The 15153-nt window shown below is 62.6% G+C and carries 11 protein-coding genes and 3 pseudogenes; 7 read left to right on the top strand and 7 right to left on the bottom strand.

The window, feature by feature from the left end:
* Positions 1–19: 19 nt before the first annotated feature.
* The 7 genes and pseudogenes from JWR98_RS24800 to JWR98_RS24770 all read left to right on the top strand — a co-directional run.
* A pseudogene (locus JWR98_RS24800) lies at positions 20–244 on the top strand (ABC transporter substrate-binding protein); the annotation flags it as partial.
* A gap of 248 nt (positions 245–492) precedes the next feature.
* On the top strand, positions 493–1311 hold the full coding sequence (locus JWR98_RS24795) for an NAD-dependent epimerase/dehydratase family protein (RefSeq protein WP_078733798.1): 819 nt from the start codon (positions 493–495) through the stop codon (positions 1309–1311).
* A gap of 29 nt (positions 1312–1340) precedes the next feature.
* Complete coding sequence (locus tag JWR98_RS24790; protein ID WP_078733799.1) at positions 1341–2216, top strand: SMP-30/gluconolactonase/LRE family protein; 876 nt, start codon at positions 1341–1343, stop codon at positions 2214–2216.
* Between the two features lie 51 nt (positions 2217–2267).
* The gene (locus JWR98_RS24785) at positions 2268–3239 is read left to right on the top strand and encodes a TRAP transporter substrate-binding protein (protein ID WP_205491466.1); all 972 of its coding nucleotides are present in this window, start codon (positions 2268–2270) and stop codon (positions 3237–3239) included.
* Between the two features lie 62 nt (positions 3240–3301).
* Positions 3302–3828 (top strand): annotated as a pseudogene (locus JWR98_RS24780) (TRAP transporter small permease).
* Between the two features lies 1 nt (position 3829).
* Entirely contained in the window at positions 3830–5110 is a 1281-nt protein-coding gene (locus JWR98_RS24775) for a TRAP transporter large permease (protein ID WP_017527067.1), read from the top strand.
* Complete coding sequence (locus JWR98_RS24770) at positions 5110–6078, top strand: aldose 1-epimerase (protein WP_225908849.1); 969 nt, start codon at positions 5110–5112, stop codon at positions 6076–6078. Before JWR98_RS24775 ends, JWR98_RS24770 begins: the two co-directional genes overlap by 1 nt.
* Here JWR98_RS24770 and JWR98_RS24765 read toward each other — a convergent pair.
* The 7 genes and pseudogenes from JWR98_RS24765 to exaC all read right to left on the bottom strand — a co-directional run bounded on the left by JWR98_RS24765 (position 5991) and on the right by exaC (position 14921).
* Positions 5991–7136, bottom strand: a complete 1146-nt coding sequence (locus tag JWR98_RS24765; RefSeq protein WP_205491464.1) for an HlyD family secretion protein — start codon at positions 7134–7136, stop codon at positions 5991–5993. The genes JWR98_RS24770 and JWR98_RS24765 overlap by 88 nt on opposite strands.
* Positions 7133–8776: an MFS transporter gene (locus tag JWR98_RS24760; protein WP_078733805.1), complete on the bottom strand. Its 1644-nt coding sequence runs from the start codon at positions 8774–8776 to the stop codon at positions 7133–7135. Before JWR98_RS24760 ends, JWR98_RS24765 begins: the two co-directional genes overlap by 4 nt.
* Positions 8777–8987: 211 nt before the next feature.
* Positions 8988–10451, bottom strand: a complete 1464-nt coding sequence (locus tag JWR98_RS24755) for a DASS family sodium-coupled anion symporter (protein ID WP_078733806.1) — start codon at positions 10449–10451, stop codon at positions 8988–8990.
* Positions 10452–10528: 77 nt separating this feature from the next.
* Positions 10529–11899 (bottom strand): ATP-binding response regulator, encoded by a 1371-nt coding sequence (locus JWR98_RS24750; protein ID WP_078733807.1) that lies wholly within the window; start codon positions 11897–11899, stop codon positions 10529–10531.
* Positions 11883–13046 (bottom strand): alcohol dehydrogenase-like regulatory protein ErcA, encoded by a 1164-nt coding sequence (gene ercA / locus JWR98_RS24745; RefSeq protein ID WP_042944966.1) that lies wholly within the window; start codon positions 13044–13046, stop codon positions 11883–11885. Before ercA ends, JWR98_RS24750 begins: the two co-directional genes overlap by 17 nt.
* A gap of 103 nt (positions 13047–13149) precedes the next feature.
* Positions 13150–13221, bottom strand: a complete 72-nt coding sequence (gene pqqA / locus JWR98_RS24740; RefSeq protein ID WP_078733995.1) for a pyrroloquinoline quinone precursor peptide PqqA — start codon at positions 13219–13221, stop codon at positions 13150–13152.
* Between the two features lie 181 nt (positions 13222–13402).
* Positions 13403–14921: pseudogene (gene exaC / locus JWR98_RS24735) on the bottom strand (acetaldehyde dehydrogenase ExaC).
* Positions 14922–15153: the final 232 nt, after the last annotated feature.

Raw genomic sequence — 15153 nt, 5'->3', positions numbered from 1 at the left:
AGAACATACATGACCCGCGTACAAGAACGATAAGGTCAAGGAGCTGGTGGCGGCGGCGCGCATCGAGGCCGACCCGGTCAAGCGTGAGCAGATGTATGTGGAGCTGCAGAAACTGGCCAAGCAGGACGTGAACTGGATCGATCTGTACTACAGCCCGTACATCAATATCTCACGCAAGAATGTGAGCAATTTCCTGCAGAACCCGCTCGGCCGTTTCACCCTTGAGGACGTGGTGAAAAACTAAGTTCCAGAGAACACTGCGGTCCAAATGTGGGAGGGGCGGTGCGACGATTCGACTTGCTCTCGATATAGGTGGGTCAGTAACCGATGCATCCACTGGCATGCCCTCATCGAGGGCAAGTCGAATCGTCGCACCGCCTCTCCCACCTTTTAGTCCGCACTCTGTCGGCAAGAACGTTGACAACCTGGGCACTCCCTAACAATACTTCGACATAGTCATACGACAACCTACAACAAAAATCTGGAATTCTCATGACCACGACCACCCCAGCTCCCTTCAACCGCCTGCTCCTCACCGGCGCCGCCGGTGGCCTTGGCAAAGTACTGCGCGAACGCCTGCGCCCCTACGCCCAGGTCCTGCGCTTGTCGGATATCGCCGATATGGCCCCGGCCGCCGATGCCTCGGAAGAAGTACAGCCTTGCGATCTGGCCGACAAACAAGCCGTGCACCATCTGGTGGAAGGCGTCGACGCCATCCTGCATTTCGGTGGTGTATCGGTAGAGCGTCCGTTTGAAGAAATCCTCGGCGCCAATATCAGCGGCACCTTTCATATCTACGAAGCGGCGCGTCGCCATGGCGTGAAGCGGGTGATCTTCGCCAGTTCCAACCATGTGATCGGCTTCTACAAACAGACCGAAACCATCGATGCCCACTCCCCGCGCCGCCCGGACAGCTACTACGGCCTGTCCAAGTCCTATGGCGAAGACATGGCCAGTTTCTACTTCGACCGCTACGGCATCGAGACCGTGAGCATCCGCATCGGCTCCTCGTTCCCGCAGCCGCAGAACCGCCGGATGATGCACACCTGGCTGAGCTTCGATGACCTTACCCAACTGCTCGAACGTGCGCTGTACACGCCGAATGTGGGCCACACCGTGGTCTACGGCGTCTCGGACAACCTCGCCACCTGGTGGGACAACCGCTACGCCGCGCACCTGGGCTTTGTGCCCAAGGACAGTTCCGAAGTGTTCCGCGCGCAGGTCGAAGCCCAACCGCCGGTGCCCGCCGATGACCCGGCAGCGGTGTATCAGGGCGGCGCGTTCTGCGCGGCCGGGCCGTTCGGTGACTGAGTTCATACCAACCAAGGGAATGTGTTGCCATGACCGCTGAATTGATCGTCGACGCCCGCAATGCCGTGGGCGAATGCCCGGTGTGGGTGCCGGAGGAAAACGCGTTGTACTGGGTGGATATCCCCAACGGCGGCTTGCAACGCTGGAGCGCCGACAGCGGCCACGTCGCCGCGTGGAAAGCCCCGCAGATGCTCGCCTGCATTGCCCGCACCGATGCGGGCAATTGGGTCGCCGGGATGGAAACCGGCTTTTTCCAACTCACCCCGCACCACGACGGCAGTCTCGACACCGCGCCCCTGGCCAGTGTCGAGCACGCGCGCGAAGACATGCGCCTGAACGATGGCCGCTGTGATCGCCAGGGCCGCTTCTGGGCCGGCAGCATGGTCTTGAACATGGGCGAAAATGCGGCCGAGGGCATCCTCTACCGCTATGCGTCAGGCGCGGCGCCCCACGCCCAGCTGGATGGCTTTATCACCCTGAACGGTCTGGCCTTCAGCCCCGATGGCCGCACGATGTACGCCTCCGATTCGCACCCGCTGGTGCAACAGATCTGGGCCTTCGACTACGACATCGACACCGGCACGCCGTCCAACCGCCGTGTGTTCGTCGATATGCACCACCACCTCGGCCGCCCCGACGGCGCAGCGGTGGACGCCGACGGCTGCTACTGGATCTGCGCCAACGACGCCGGTTTGATCCACCGCTTCACCCCCGACGGTCGCCTGGACCGCTCCCTGAGCGTGCCAGTGAAAAAACCCACCATGTGCGCCTTTGGCGGCAGTCGCCTGGACACGCTGTTCGTCACCTCGATTCGTGACGACCAGAGCGCCCAGTCCATCGCCGGCGGCGTGTTCGCCCTCAACCCCGGCGTTACCGGATTGCCGGAGCCTACGTTCACCCTCTAGCTGCATCGCTGTGCCTTGAATAAAAAAATAACAAGACAGGAGACACTCCCCATGGACTTCAAACGCACCTTGCTGGCCGCTGCACTTCCAATCTCGTTCGTCTTCGCCAGCGCCGCCCACGCGCTGGAAATCAAATTCGCCGACATCCACCCCGCCGGTTACCCCACCGTGGTCGCCGAAGAGAACATGGGCAAGGCCCTGACAAAAGAAACCAACGGCGAACTGACCTTCAAGTATTTCCCGGGCGGTGTGCTCGGCTCCGAGAAAGAGGTGGTCGAACAGGCCCAGGTCGGCGCCGTGCAGATGACCCGCGTCAGCCTCGGCATCGTCGGCCCGGTGGTGCCGGACGTGAACGTGTTCAACCTGCCGTTCGTGTTCCGTGACCAGGCGCACATGCGCAAGATCATCGACGGTGAAATCGGTGACGAGATCCTCGCCAAGATCACCAACTCCGAGTTCGGCCTGGTGGCCCTGGCCTGGATGGACGGCGGCACGCGCAACCTCTACACCAAGAAACCGGTGCGCAAGATCGAAGACCTCAAGGGCATGAAGATCCGCGTACAAGGCAACCCGATCTTCATCGAAGCCTTCAACGCAATGGGCGCCAACGGCATCGCCATGGACACCGGCGAGATCTTCAGCGCCTTGCAGACCGGCGTCATCGACGGCGCGGAGAACAACCCGCCGACCATGCTTGAGCATAACCACTACCAGAACGCCAAGTACTACACCCTCACCGAACACCTGATCCTGCCCGAGCCCATCGTGATGTCAAAAATCACCTGGAACAAACTCAGCCCCGCCCAGCAAGAGATGGTGAAAAAAGCCGCCAAGGCCGCCCAGGCCGATGAGCGCACGCTGTGGGACGCCAAGTCCGCCAGCAGCGAGGAGAAACTCAAGAAGGCCGGCGTCGAGTTCATCACTGTCGACAAAAAACCTTTCTACGACGCCACCGCAGCGGTACGTGCCAAATACGGCGCGCCTTACGCCGACCTGATCAAGCGTATCGACGCGGTGCAGTAACGCCCTCCTCCTGACAAGGCCCGGCGCGGCAGGTCCTGACGCGCCTGGTTACGGTGAACGCCATGAAGAATTTACTGCTGCGCATCAACGACCGCATCTACATGACCTGCATCTGGGTCGCCGGCCTTTCGGTTCTCGGCGTCGCGCTGATCATCCCCTGGGGCATCTTCGCCCGCTACGTCCTCGGCACCGGCGCCAGCTGGCCGGAGCCCACCGCGATCCTGCTGATGCTGGTATTCACCTTTATCGGCGCGGCCGCCAGCTATCGCGCGGCGCGCATATGTCGGTCGCGATGGTCGTCGACCGTCTGCCGGCCACCCAGCGCCGCCTCGTCGGCATCTTCTCGCAACTGCTGATGGGCACCATTTGCCTGTTCATGGCGATCTGGGGCACCAAGCTGTGCCTGTCCACCTGGAACCAGTTCATGAGCGCCATTCCCACCCTGCGCGTGGGCATCACCTATATGCCGATCCCGATCGGCGGCGTGCTGACGCTGATCTTCGTGGTGGAAAAACTCCTGCTCGGTGACCAGAGCAACCGTCGTGTGGTGCGCTTCGACCTCGTCGAAGAAAGTGAAGGGGCTGCGTGAAATGGATGCATTAGTACTGTTGGGCAGCTTTATCGCCTTGATCCTGATTGGCATGCCGGTGGCCTACGCCCTGGGCTTGTCGGCGCTGATCGGCGCGTGGTGGATCGACATCCCGTTCCAGGCTCTGATGATCCAGGTGGCCGGCGGGGTGAACAAGTTTTCGCTGATGGCGATCCCGTTCTTTGTACTGGCCGGGGCGATCATGGCCGAGGGCGGCATGTCGCGGCGCCTGGTGGCGTTTGCCGGGGTGCTGGTGGGCTTTGTGCGCGGTGGCCTGTCCCTGGTGAATATCGTCGCCTCGACCTTTTTCGGCGCCATCTCCGGCTCGTCGGTGGCGGATACCGCCTCGGTCGGCTCGGTGCTGATCCCGGAGATGGAACGCCGCGGTTATCCCCGTGAGTTCGCCACGGCAGTGACAGTCAGCGGCTCGGTGCAGGCGCTATTGACGCCGCCCAGCCACAACTCAGTGCTCTACTCCCTGGCGGCCGGCGGCACGGTGTCCATCGCCTCGCTGTTCATGGCCGGCGTAGTGCCGGGGCTGTTAATGAGCGCGTGCCTGATGGTGCTGTGCCTGATCTTCGCCAAGAAACGCGACTACCCCAAGGGCGAAGTCATCCCCCTCAAGCAGGCGTTGAAGATTGCCGCCGATGCGCTCTGGGGCCTGATGGCGATGGTGATCATCCTGGGCGGCATCCTCTCTGGGATCTTCACCGCCACAGAGTCGGCCGCGATTGCCGTGTTGTGGGCGTTTTTCGTGACCATGTTCATCTACCGCGACTACAAGTGGAATGAACTGCCCAAGCTGATGCACCGCACGGTGCGCACGATTTCCATCGTGATGATCCTGATCGCCTTCGCCGCCAGCTTCGGCTACATCATGACCCTGATGCAGATCCCGGCGAAAATCACCACGCTGTTCCTGACCTTGTCGGACAACCGCTACGTGATCCTGATGTGCATCAACGTCATGCTGCTGTTGCTCGGCACAGTGATGGACATGGCGCCGCTGATCCTGATCCTCACACCGATCCTGTTGCCGGTGGTGCTCGGTATCGGCGTCGATCCGGTGCACTTCGGCATGATCATGCTGGTCAACCTCGGCATCGGCCTGATCACCCCGCCGGTGGGCGCGGTGCTGTTTGTCGGCGCGGCAGTCGGAAAGACCACTATCGAGAAAACCGTGAAGGCGTTGCTGCCGTTTTATGCGGTGCTGTTCCTGATCCTGATCGCGGTGACCTACATCCCGGCCCTGTCGCTGTGGTTGCCGAGTGTGGTGTTGTGATGATTGAACTTGAAGATAACCTGACCCACCTCAGCCTTAAACCGGCCGTGGGTGGCAGCCTGGTCAATTGGACCGTGCGCGCCAGCGGGCAACCGTTGTTGCGGCCTAACGACCCGCACAGCGAGCTGCCCGGAAAGCTGGGCTGTTATCCCTTGGTGCCCTGGTCCAACCGTATTGCCGAAGAAGGGTTCGACAACCCCCACGGCTGGCTGGCCCTTGCGCCCAACAGCCCCAACGACCCGTTTCCGATTCACGGCTCGGCCTGGCAGCAGGCGTGGCAGGTGGTCAGTCAAACGGCGGATGAAGTGGTGCTTGAGGTGCTGTGCGAGACACCGTTTACCTATCGCGCCGAGCAGCGGATTCGGTTGAGCGACGGGACATTGAGTATCGAATTGCGCGTCACCCACCTGGCGGAAAAAGCCGCGTGGCACGGATTGGGGTTGCATCCCTACTTCCCGCGCCGGCCGGACACACGATTGCAAGCGTCGGCGGCGCAGGTGTGGTTGAGTGATAGCACGAAGTTGCCGACAGGCTTGGCGCCAGTACCGCCCGAATGGGATTTTCAGGTATTGAGCGAGCTGCCCGAAGGCCTGGTGGACAACGGCTTCTGCCAGTGGGACGGCCATTGCCGGATCGAACAGCCGGAGTTGGGTTACGCCCTGGAATGCCAGGCCAGCGGCGCCGATTACTTCCTGCTGTACTGCCCGCCGGGGCTGGGGTTCTTTTGCATCGAGCCGGTGAGCCATCCGGTGAATGCCCATCACTTGCCGGGGCGGCCGGGCCTTAAGTTGTTGGAGCAAGGTCAATCAACCCACCTCGATTTCAACCTGAAATACATTCCAAATGTGGGAGGGGCCCCTCCCCCATTGACCGAGCTCATTCAGGGCGGGCTGTTTTTCAGGCGCCCCGCCGTATCAATGCTGACCACCACCGACAACCCCGGCCGCAGCCGTTCGCTCTCGGCCTGATCCGGATCCACCGCAATCCGCACCGGCACGCGCTGGGCAATCTTTACAAAGTTGCCCGTCGCATTGTCCGCCTGCAACAGGCTGAACTCCGAACCCGTCGCCGGGGAAATATGCTGCACCGTGCCGTGAAACTTGCGGTGGTTCAGCGCATCCACGGTGAAGGTCACCGGTTGGCCGACCTGCACGTTATCCATCTGGGTTTCTTTCATGTTCGCGATCACCCACAGTTGCTTCGGCACCAGCGCCATCAACTGCGCGCCGGAATTGACGTAAGCCCCCAGGCGCACGCCGATCTGCCCCAGTTGCCCGTCACGCGGCGCGGTTATGCGCGTGTTGGACAGGTCGATGCGCGCCAGCTCCACCGCCGCGTCGGCACTCGCGACCGCCGCTTCCAGGGAGCCGCGATTGACGATCACCGTCTGCAGGTCCTGCCGTGCAATTTCCAGGCTGGCCTGGGCTTGGGCCACCGCCGCAATGGTCTGCGCATTGGCGGCGCGGGTCACATCCAGCTCGCGCCTGGACACCGAACCGTCGCTGATCAGCTCTTCGTTGCGGCGCAGGTCGGCGGTGCTCTTGCGCGCCTGAGCCTGGCTGTCCACCAAGGCGGCCTGGCGCAGCTTGATGGTGGCTTCGGCGCTGTTGCGTTGCTGCACCACATTGGCCAGCGCGGCCTTCTGCACCGCCAACTGTGCCAGGGCCTGGTCCAGGCGCTGCCTGTAGATGCGGTCGTCCAGGCGCACCAGCAGATCGCCAGCCTTGACGTACTGGAAGTCCTGCACCGGCACCTCGAACACGTAGCCGCCGAGCTGCGGGCCGATGATCGTCACTTGGCCGCGCACCAAGGCGTTTTCGGTGGTTTCCACCGCGCTGCTGAACGGCGGTAATTGCCAGGCATAGAGCACAATCAATACGCCGACGACGGCAATCGCGGCAAAGCCCAGGGACGAGAGAATGCGCACCCGCAGCGAACGCGGCTCGGTGACCGTCGCGCCCGGCGGCGTAGTGCCTTCCGGGGTGGAAGCGATGGCGTTGGTGGTCGTGGTCGTGGGTTCGGTCATGAAGGGGCGCCGCTGGGTTGAACGGGAGTAGCTGCTCGGGTGGTGCTCATCAGCCACAGACTGCGGATAAAGATCCAGGTCATGGTCAGCATCGCGATAATCGCGATCAACATGAAGACATCGTTGTAGGCCATCACGTTCGCCTCACGCGTCGCCGCCGTGGCCAGACTGCGGATGCCCATGAGGTTGCGCAGTTCCGGGTCGGCGACAATGCCGCCATAGGCCGAGCCGCCGCTCTGCACTCGCGCGGCCACACGCGGATCAAGCAGGCTGAGGTGTTCGACGATCATGCTGGAATGATATTTCTCGCGCACGATCTGGAAAGTACCGAGCAAGGCGGCGCCAATCAGCCCGCCGAGGTTCTGGCAGATGCCGAACATCACTGAAAAACTCACCAGATTGCGCGGGTTGGCCAATACGTTTTTCGTGCCCAGCACCATGGTCGGCCCCAGGAAGAACGTGCCGCCAAAGCCTAGCAGGAACTGGCTGACGTACAGGTTCTGCGGCCGGGTGAGGTTGCTGGAGAAACTGTCCATCACCGAGCCGGTTGCCATCAGCGCCAGGGAAATCACCAGCGGCATCAACAAATGCGCCGGGTTAATCGTCAACGCGCTGACCACCAAGCCACTGATCGCGCCGGCCAGCATCACCACATACAGGGTGTGCATCTGCTGGTAGCTCATGTTCAGCATCTGCATGAACCCCACCGCCCCGGTGGATTGCTCGGACAGCACCATGCGAATCAGGATCACCGCCAAGGCCAGGCGAATCATGGTGCCGCTGCCCAGCCAACGGGTCATCAACATCGGGTTGGCGCGGTTATGTTCGATGGCCAGGCCGGCCATGATCAACACCAGCGAACAGGCCGAGGCGACTCCGATCCATGGCGCTTCCAGCCACCAGTCGATACGCCCCAGGGACAGCACCGCGCAGAGCAGCGCGACGCCGCTGGCGAGAATGGCGAAGGTGAGAAAGTCGAGCTTTTCAAAGGTCTTGAAGCGGTCGCCGGGCGGCAATTTGAGCAAGAACACGCAGCCCAGGCAGATCAGCGCCAAGCCCAGCTCGAACAGATACAAGCCGCGCCATTCGGCGATTTGCAGCAGGTCTTCAGAGAACAGGCGCGCCAACGGCAATGCCAATTGCGCCGTGCCCAGGCCCAGCACCAGCGACTTCAAGCGCCACTTCGCCGGGAACGCCTGGATCATGTAGTACAAGCCCAACGAACTCAGCGCCGCCCCCACCATCCCATGCGCCGCGCGCACCGCGATGGCTGAACTGAGATCGTTGACGAACAAATGGCCGAAGGTCACCAGTGCATACAGCACCAGGAACACCTCGGTGAACGCACGCAGGCCGAACTGCTGGCGGAACTTCACCAGCAGCAGGTTCATGCACACGTTGGTCATCACATAGGCGGCGGGCAGCCAGGCCATTTCGGCGGTGGTGGCGCCGAGAGCGCCTTGCAGGTATTGCAGGTTGGCGATCACCAGGGCATTACCCAGGCCACCGGTGATGGCGACCAGCACACCCACCAGCGCATACAGCCAACGCTTATGCGTGGGGTGCAACGGCGTCGACGGCGAACCCGGCAAGCTCGGACGCTCGTGAGGTTCCCAGGTGTGGGGGGTGTATTTGTCCATTCGATGACCTGATGAGCCGGCGGGTTGGGTCGCCGGGGGCTTTACTCAGGGAGTAGTAAACCTGAGTGGAGTTCATCTTGTCATGTTGGGGGTGGAATTGAGATCAAAAGCCAGAGCCAGAGCAGACTGAGGCATACCTGATGTTATGGAGATCAAAACTGTGGGAGGGGCTCCCCCCACATTCAGATCTCTTGTGCATTCAGAAGAGCAATCAGACCCAACCCAGCCAACTCCAGTAGGTCGCCGCAAACACCAACATCAACCCGTACCCGATCAGCGTCACCAGGATGCCCACCTTGGCAAACTGCCGCGCCGTAAACGTCCCCGTGCCCAGGCACACCATATTCTGCGGCGCATTGATCGGCAGGATAAACCCGTAGCTCATTACAAACCCCAGCAGCATGGTCATCCCCAACCGGCTGAAATCACCGGGCAAGGTCTGCAGCACCGCAATCAATATCGGCAGCAACGCCGAGGTCAAGGCGGTGGCGCTGGCGAACCCCAGGTGAATCACGATCAAAAACGCTGCGAGGATCGCAAACACCCCCAACGGGCCCACCTGATCCAGCCCCGTGTGGGCCACCACCGTAGCCCCCAGCCACTGCCCGGCCTGGGTGGTCAGCAACGCCGTGCCCAGGCTGATGCCCACGCCGAACACAATCACCGTGCCCCACGGAATCCGCGACTGCACGTCCTTCCAGGTCATCACGCCGATGCCCGGCAACAGCAGGAATACCAACCCGGCGTAGGTGGTCGAGGTGGTGTCGAAATGATGCAGGCGCCCTTCCGTGGCCCAGGCCAGCAGCAGCAACAGCGACACGCTCAGCAGGCGTTTCTGTGGGCCGGTCATGGGGCCGATGTCGATCAGGGACTGCGCCACCGCCTCCTTGCCACCGGGGATGCTGTCGGTTTCCGGGGGCAGCAACTTGAGCACCAGAAACAGCAGCACCGCCGACATGATCAGCGCCCACGGCGCGCCGGCGATCAGCCAGTCGATCCACGACACGCGCTGGCCGAGCATTTTGTCCATGAAGCCCACGGTCAGCAGGTTCTGCGCAGCGGCGGTCTGGATGCCGACGTTCCAGATGCTGGTGCCCTGGGCCACCACGATCATGATCCCGGCGGCGATGTTCGAGCGTTTGTCGACACCAAACGCGGCGATCACGCCCATCATGATCGGTACCACACAAGCGCTGCGTGCGGTGGCGCTGGGCACCACCAGGCTGAGCAGGATCGTTACCGCAATCGCTCCCAGCAGGATGCGCCGGGTGCTGGTGCCGACGCGGCTCAGGGTGACCAGAGCGATACGCCGGTCCAGGCCGGTGTGGGTCATCGCGGCGGCGATAAACAACGCGCCCGCCACCAGCGCCAGCGCCGGGTTGGAAAACCCGGTGAGGGCCATGCTGATCGCCGGGCTGCTGCCGATCAGGTGCGCGGGGTCTTGCAGCGATGGCGCGGTGCCAAGCAAAAACGCGATCAGCGAGGTGATCATGATCGCGCTGGCCTCATAGGACACCGCTTCGGTGATCCACACCACCACCGCAAACGCGAGGATCGCCAGCATCCTCTGCCCCGCCACCGGCAAGTCGGCAGGCAGCGGCAACAGCAGCACCCCGGTCATCACCAGCACGGCGACCACCAGGCCCAGGGGTAATTTGAAGGATGCCGCGCTCATGGGGTGCTCCAAGGCTCTAAATCAAGCCTTGAGCATGAGGCAAAGCGCCGCGCCGCGTGTTGACAGGTGTCAATGAGCTAGCCCAATAACTGGCTCAATACCGCCCGCAACTTGCCGGGCTTGACCGGTTTGTTCAACAGCGGCGCATCCAACCGGCGCAACGCACGGCGGCACTGGTCGGTGCGGTCGGCGGTGATGATCACCGCCGGGATCTTCTGCGCGAAATGCTCGCGCAACTGCCGCACTACCTGGCAGCCCAGCGTTCCGTGGTCCAGGTGATAGTCCGCCAGGATCAGCTCCGGCGCCCTGCCCTGCAACGCCAGCAACGCGCCGGCCTGGTCGGTGGCGATGACCACGTCGCAGCCCCACTGGCCGAGCAAGGCACGCATGCTTTCGAGGATGCTGGTTTCGTTGTCGATCACCAGCAACCGCCGGCCCGGCAGCGGGTTACCCGTGGTCGGTTGCACCGGCAGTTGGCTGATCGCCGCAGGCATCTCGGCGCTCAGCGGCACTTCGATGCTGAACATCGAGCCACGCCCCGGCCACGAACGCACGGCGATGCAATAGCCGAGCACCTCGGCGATACGCTCGACAATCGCCAGGCCCAGCCCCACACCTTTGCGGTCGGACGCTCGGCCCACGTCCAGTTGGTTGAACTCGAGGAAGATCGCCTCCAGCCGGTCGGCCGCGATGCCGCGCCCGGTGTCCCACACCTCCAGGCGCAGGTAATCACCGCGACGGCGTGCGCCGAGCAGGATGCAGCCCTCGTCGGTGTAGCGGCAGGCGTTGCTGAGGAAGTTACGCAGGATGCGTGTGAGCAGGCGCAGGTCGGTACGCACCGCGTAGTGCCCCATGCGCACCCGCAGGTTGAGCCCGGCGGCCTGGGCCACCGATTGAAATTCCGAGACCAGCGGCGCAAACACCTCTTCCAGCCGATACAGGGCCACATCGGGCTTGACCGCCGCCTGGTCCAGTCGCGAGATATCCAGCAAGTCCGTCAGTAAATCCTCCGCGCCCTCCAGGGCCTGGTGGGTACGTTCCACCAGCACCTGCTCGACGCTGGGCAAGCTGCGCTCACGCAACGTGGCGATCAGCAGCCGCGCCGCATTCAGCGGTTGCAGCAGGTCATGGCTGGCGGCGGCGAGGTATTTGTCCTTGCTGCGGTTGGCGGCCTGGGCGGCATCGCGGGCGTCGCGCAGGGCCTGCTCGACCTGTTCGCGCTGGGCGATCTGTTGTTGCAGGTTACGGTTGGCTTCCAGCAGCTCGTCGGTGCGCGCGGCCACGCGCTGCTCCAGTTCATCGTTCAGCCGGATGTAGCGATTGCGCTCGTCCTCCAGCTCATCCAGCCGCGCCGTCAGCTCCGGGTAGTGGCTCTTGCGCGCCGATTGGTCGCCCAGCCCCAGCAGCCCGGCGAGGGCGCGTTGCTGCTCGTCAGAGCGCTTCGCCATACACGACCTCGACGTCACGCTGGCTGGACTCACGGGGGTTGGTGAGGATGCACGGATCGTCCATCGCATGCTCGGACAAAAACGGTATATCCGCCACACGCACCCCATGCAGGCCGAGGGTTTCGTGGAAGCCAATGGCGTGCTTCAACGCGATCAGGTGCTCCACCAGCCGGCCACAGATCTGCCGATGATTGAGGCCGCGGCAGTCGATGCCGAAGGTCTCGGCAATTACCTTGAAGCGCTCCGGCGCCGAGTTGTAGTTGAACGCCACCACATGTTCCACCAGCACCGCGTTGCACAGCCCGTGAGGCAGGTCGAGAAAGCCGCCGAGGCTGTGGGACATGGCGTGCACCGCGCCGAGGATCGCATTGGAAAACGCCAGGCCCGCCTGCATGCTGCCGAGCATGATTTTTTCCCGCAGGGCGATGTCGCTGGGATTGGCGATCATCTGCACCAGGTTGCCGTTGATCAGGCGCATGGCTTCCAGCGCATGGGGATCGGTCAATGGCCCATGGCCGGTGGACACGAACGCCTCGATGGCATGCACCAGCGCATCAATGCCGGTACAGGCCGACAGGAACGGGTCCATGCTGGCCGTGGTTTCCGGGTCGATCAGCGACACGTCCGGCACCACCGCCTTGCTGACGATGGAAAACTTCATGCGTTCCTGCTGGTTGGAAATGATCACGAACTGCGACACATCCGCCGAAGTGCCGGCGGTCGTGGGGATAAGGATCAGCGGGGGGCTCGGCACGCGGATGGTGTCCACCCCTTCGAACTCAAGGATGCTGCGCCCGTGGGCGACCACAATGCCGATGGCCTTGGCGCAGTCCATGGGGCTGCCGCCGCCGATGGCCACGATCACGTCACAATGGTTTTCGCGATACACCTCGGCGCCGAGCATCACTTCTTCGACACGGGGGTTGGGCGACACCGCGCTGTACAGGCAATAGTCGATGCCGATGGCGTGCAGGCTGGCTTGCACATCCGCCACCCAGCCGGCGGCGATCACACCGGGGTCGCTGACCACCAGCACCTTGCGCGCGCCGAAGGTCTTGGCGTAATTGCCGACGTTATGCCGGCAACCGGCACCAAAGATGATTTCAGGCGAGACGAATTTACGCAGGAGGCTCAAATTGGGGCTCATTGGAAAGCCTGTTGTTATTATTTTGGAAGATGCGCTCCACACTAACCGATCCGGCTGCGAATGCAATCAGACCAAAGAGGCATCCTCCGTGCAGTGCCCGCGATCAGCGGCTGGCGAAGTACATGGTCACTTCGAAGCCGATACGCAGGTCGGTGTAGCTCGGTTTAGTCCACATGGGGGGTAGTCCTCTTGTTGTGCCGGAGGGTTCCGGTAGAGGCATTAATGCATGAGCGGATGAAGGAGCGAATGCTACTTTCGAAGGAGTGAATACACTGCATTAGTCGCGAATGTACATAGAACAAAATGTGGGAGGGGGCTTGCCCCCTCCCACAGGGGACCGCGTTGTAATCAAGGGATCAGAAGAACCCCAGCGGATTGATGTCGTAGCTCACCAGCAGGTTCTTGGTCTGCTGGTAATGATCCAGCATCATCTTGTGGTTCTCACGCCCCACGCCCGATTTCTTGTAACCGCCAAACGCCGCGTGGGCCGGGTACAGGTGGTAGCAGTTGGTCCACACGCGCCCGGCCTTGATTGCCCGGCCCATGCGGTAGGCGCGGTTGATGTCGCGGGTCCACAAACCGGCACCCAGGCCGAACTCGCTGTCGTTGGCAATCGCCAGGGCCTCGGCTTCGTCCTTGAAGGTGGTGATGCCCACCACCGGGCCGAAGATTTCTTCCTGGAACACGCGCATCTTGTTGTGCCCCTTGAGCAGGGTCGGCTGGATGTAATAACCGCTGGCCAGGTCGCCGTCCAAACGCTCGGCCGCGCCGCCGGTGAGCAGCTCGGCGCCCTCTTCCTGGGCGATCTTGAGGTAGGAGAGGATCTTGTCGTATTGCTGCTCGGACGCCTGGGCGCCGACCATGGTCTCGGTGTCCAGCGGGTTGCCGCGCTTGATCTTGACGATCTTTTTCATCACCACTTTCATGAAGTCGTCGTAGATCGACTCCTGCACCAGCGCCCGCGACGGGCAGGTGCACACTTCGCCCTGGTTGAAGAACGCCAGCACCAGGCCTTCGCGGCTTTTTCGATGAATGCAGGCTCCGCCCGCATGATGTCTTCGAAGAAGATGTTCGGCGACTTGCCGCCCAGTTCCACGGTCGACGGGATCAGGTTCTCGGCGGCCGCATGCATGATGTGCGCGCCGATCGGGGTCGAGCCGGTAAATGCGATCTTGGCGATGCGCTTGCTGGTGGCCAAGGCCTCCCCCGCTTCGCGGCCAAAGCCCTGCACGATGTTCAGCACGCCCGGTGGCAGCAGGTCATTGATCAGTTCGGCAAACACCATGATCGACAGCGGCGTCTGCTCGGCCGGCTTGAGCACGATGCAGTTACCGGCGGCCAGGGCCGGCGCGAGTTTCCAGGCGGCCATCAGCAGCGGGAAGTTCCACGGGATGATCTGCCCGACCACGCCCAGCGGCTCATGGAAGTGGTAGGCGGCAGTGTGTTCGTTGATCTCGGCGGCGCCGCCTTCCTGGGCGCGGATGCAGCCGGCGAAGTAGCGAAAGTGGTCGGCGGCCAGCGGCACGTCGGCGTTGAGGGTTTCGCGCACGGCCTTGCCGTTGTCCCAGCTTTCGGTCACGGCCAGCACTTCGAGGTGTTGCTCGATGCGGTCGCAATTTTCAGCAGCACCAGGGAACGGTCCTGGGGCGAGGTCTTGCCCCAGGCATCGGCGGCGGCGTGGGCGGCATCCAGGGCCTTATCGATATCGGCGGCGTTGGAGCGCGGGAACTCGGCGATCGCTTCACCGGTGACCGGCGAGGTGTTGGTGAAGTATTCGCCGCTGAGCGGTGCAACGAACTCGCCGCCGATGAAATTGCCGTAGCGCGACTTGAAGCTGACGATAGCGCCAGGGGTGCCAGGTTGTGCGTAGATCATGTTGAAGCCTCTGTCTGGGTCCGGGCCTGTCGGTCAACAGGCGATGACCCGATAGTAAAGAGCCCCCGCTGCCGGGCGAATGCGCCGTTGGCAGGGGGGTAACTGTCATTTGGTCGTAGATTCAGTGTTTGGCGACCAGCTCTTTGGGCAGCTTGAAGGTCCAGAGCATGCCGCCCTGGTTGAAGTCCTTGATGCGCTTGGCCACCTCGCCGCCCCACAACGGCACCGCGCC

The sequence above is a fragment of the Pseudomonas lactucae genome (assembly GCF_016937615.1).
Lineage (GTDB): Bacteria > Pseudomonadota > Gammaproteobacteria > Pseudomonadales > Pseudomonadaceae > Aquipseudomonas > Aquipseudomonas lactucae.
Note: the sequence above shows the minus strand (reverse complement) of the source record. Positions and strands in the feature narration are given on the sequence as shown.

What these genes read in the sequence shown, in the direction of transcription:
- JWR98_RS24795 (WP_078733798.1), top strand. Translation starts at nt 493, where the DNA reads ATGACCACGACCACCCCAGCTCCCTTCAACCGCCTGCTCCTCACCGGC.
- JWR98_RS24790 (WP_078733799.1), top strand. Translation starts at nt 1,341, where the DNA reads ATGACCGCTGAATTGATCGTCGACGCCCGCAATGCCGTGGGCGAATGC.
- JWR98_RS24785 (WP_205491466.1), top strand. Translation starts at nt 2,268, where the DNA reads ATGGACTTCAAACGCACCTTGCTGGCCGCTGCACTTCCAATCTCGTTC.
- JWR98_RS24775 (WP_017527067.1), top strand. Translation starts at nt 3,830, where the DNA reads ATGGATGCATTAGTACTGTTGGGCAGCTTTATCGCCTTGATCCTGATT.
- JWR98_RS24770 (WP_225908849.1), top strand. Translation starts at nt 5,110, where the DNA reads ATGATTGAACTTGAAGATAACCTGACCCACCTCAGCCTTAAACCGGCC.
- JWR98_RS24765 (WP_205491464.1), bottom strand. Translation starts at nt 7,136, where the DNA reads ATGACCGAACCCACGACCACGACCACCAACGCCATCGCTTCCACCCCG.
- JWR98_RS24760 (WP_078733805.1), bottom strand. Translation starts at nt 8,776, where the DNA reads ATGGACAAATACACCCCCCACACCTGGGAACCTCACGAGCGTCCGAGC.
- JWR98_RS24755 (WP_078733806.1), bottom strand. Translation starts at nt 10,451, where the DNA reads ATGAGCGCGGCATCCTTCAAATTACCCCTGGGCCTGGTGGTCGCCGTG.
- JWR98_RS24750 (WP_078733807.1), bottom strand. Translation starts at nt 11,899, where the DNA reads ATGGCGAAGCGCTCTGACGAGCAGCAACGCGCCCTCGCCGGGCTGCTG.
- ercA (WP_042944966.1), bottom strand. Translation starts at nt 13,046, where the DNA reads ATGAGCCCCAATTTGAGCCTCCTGCGTAAATTCGTCTCGCCTGAAATC.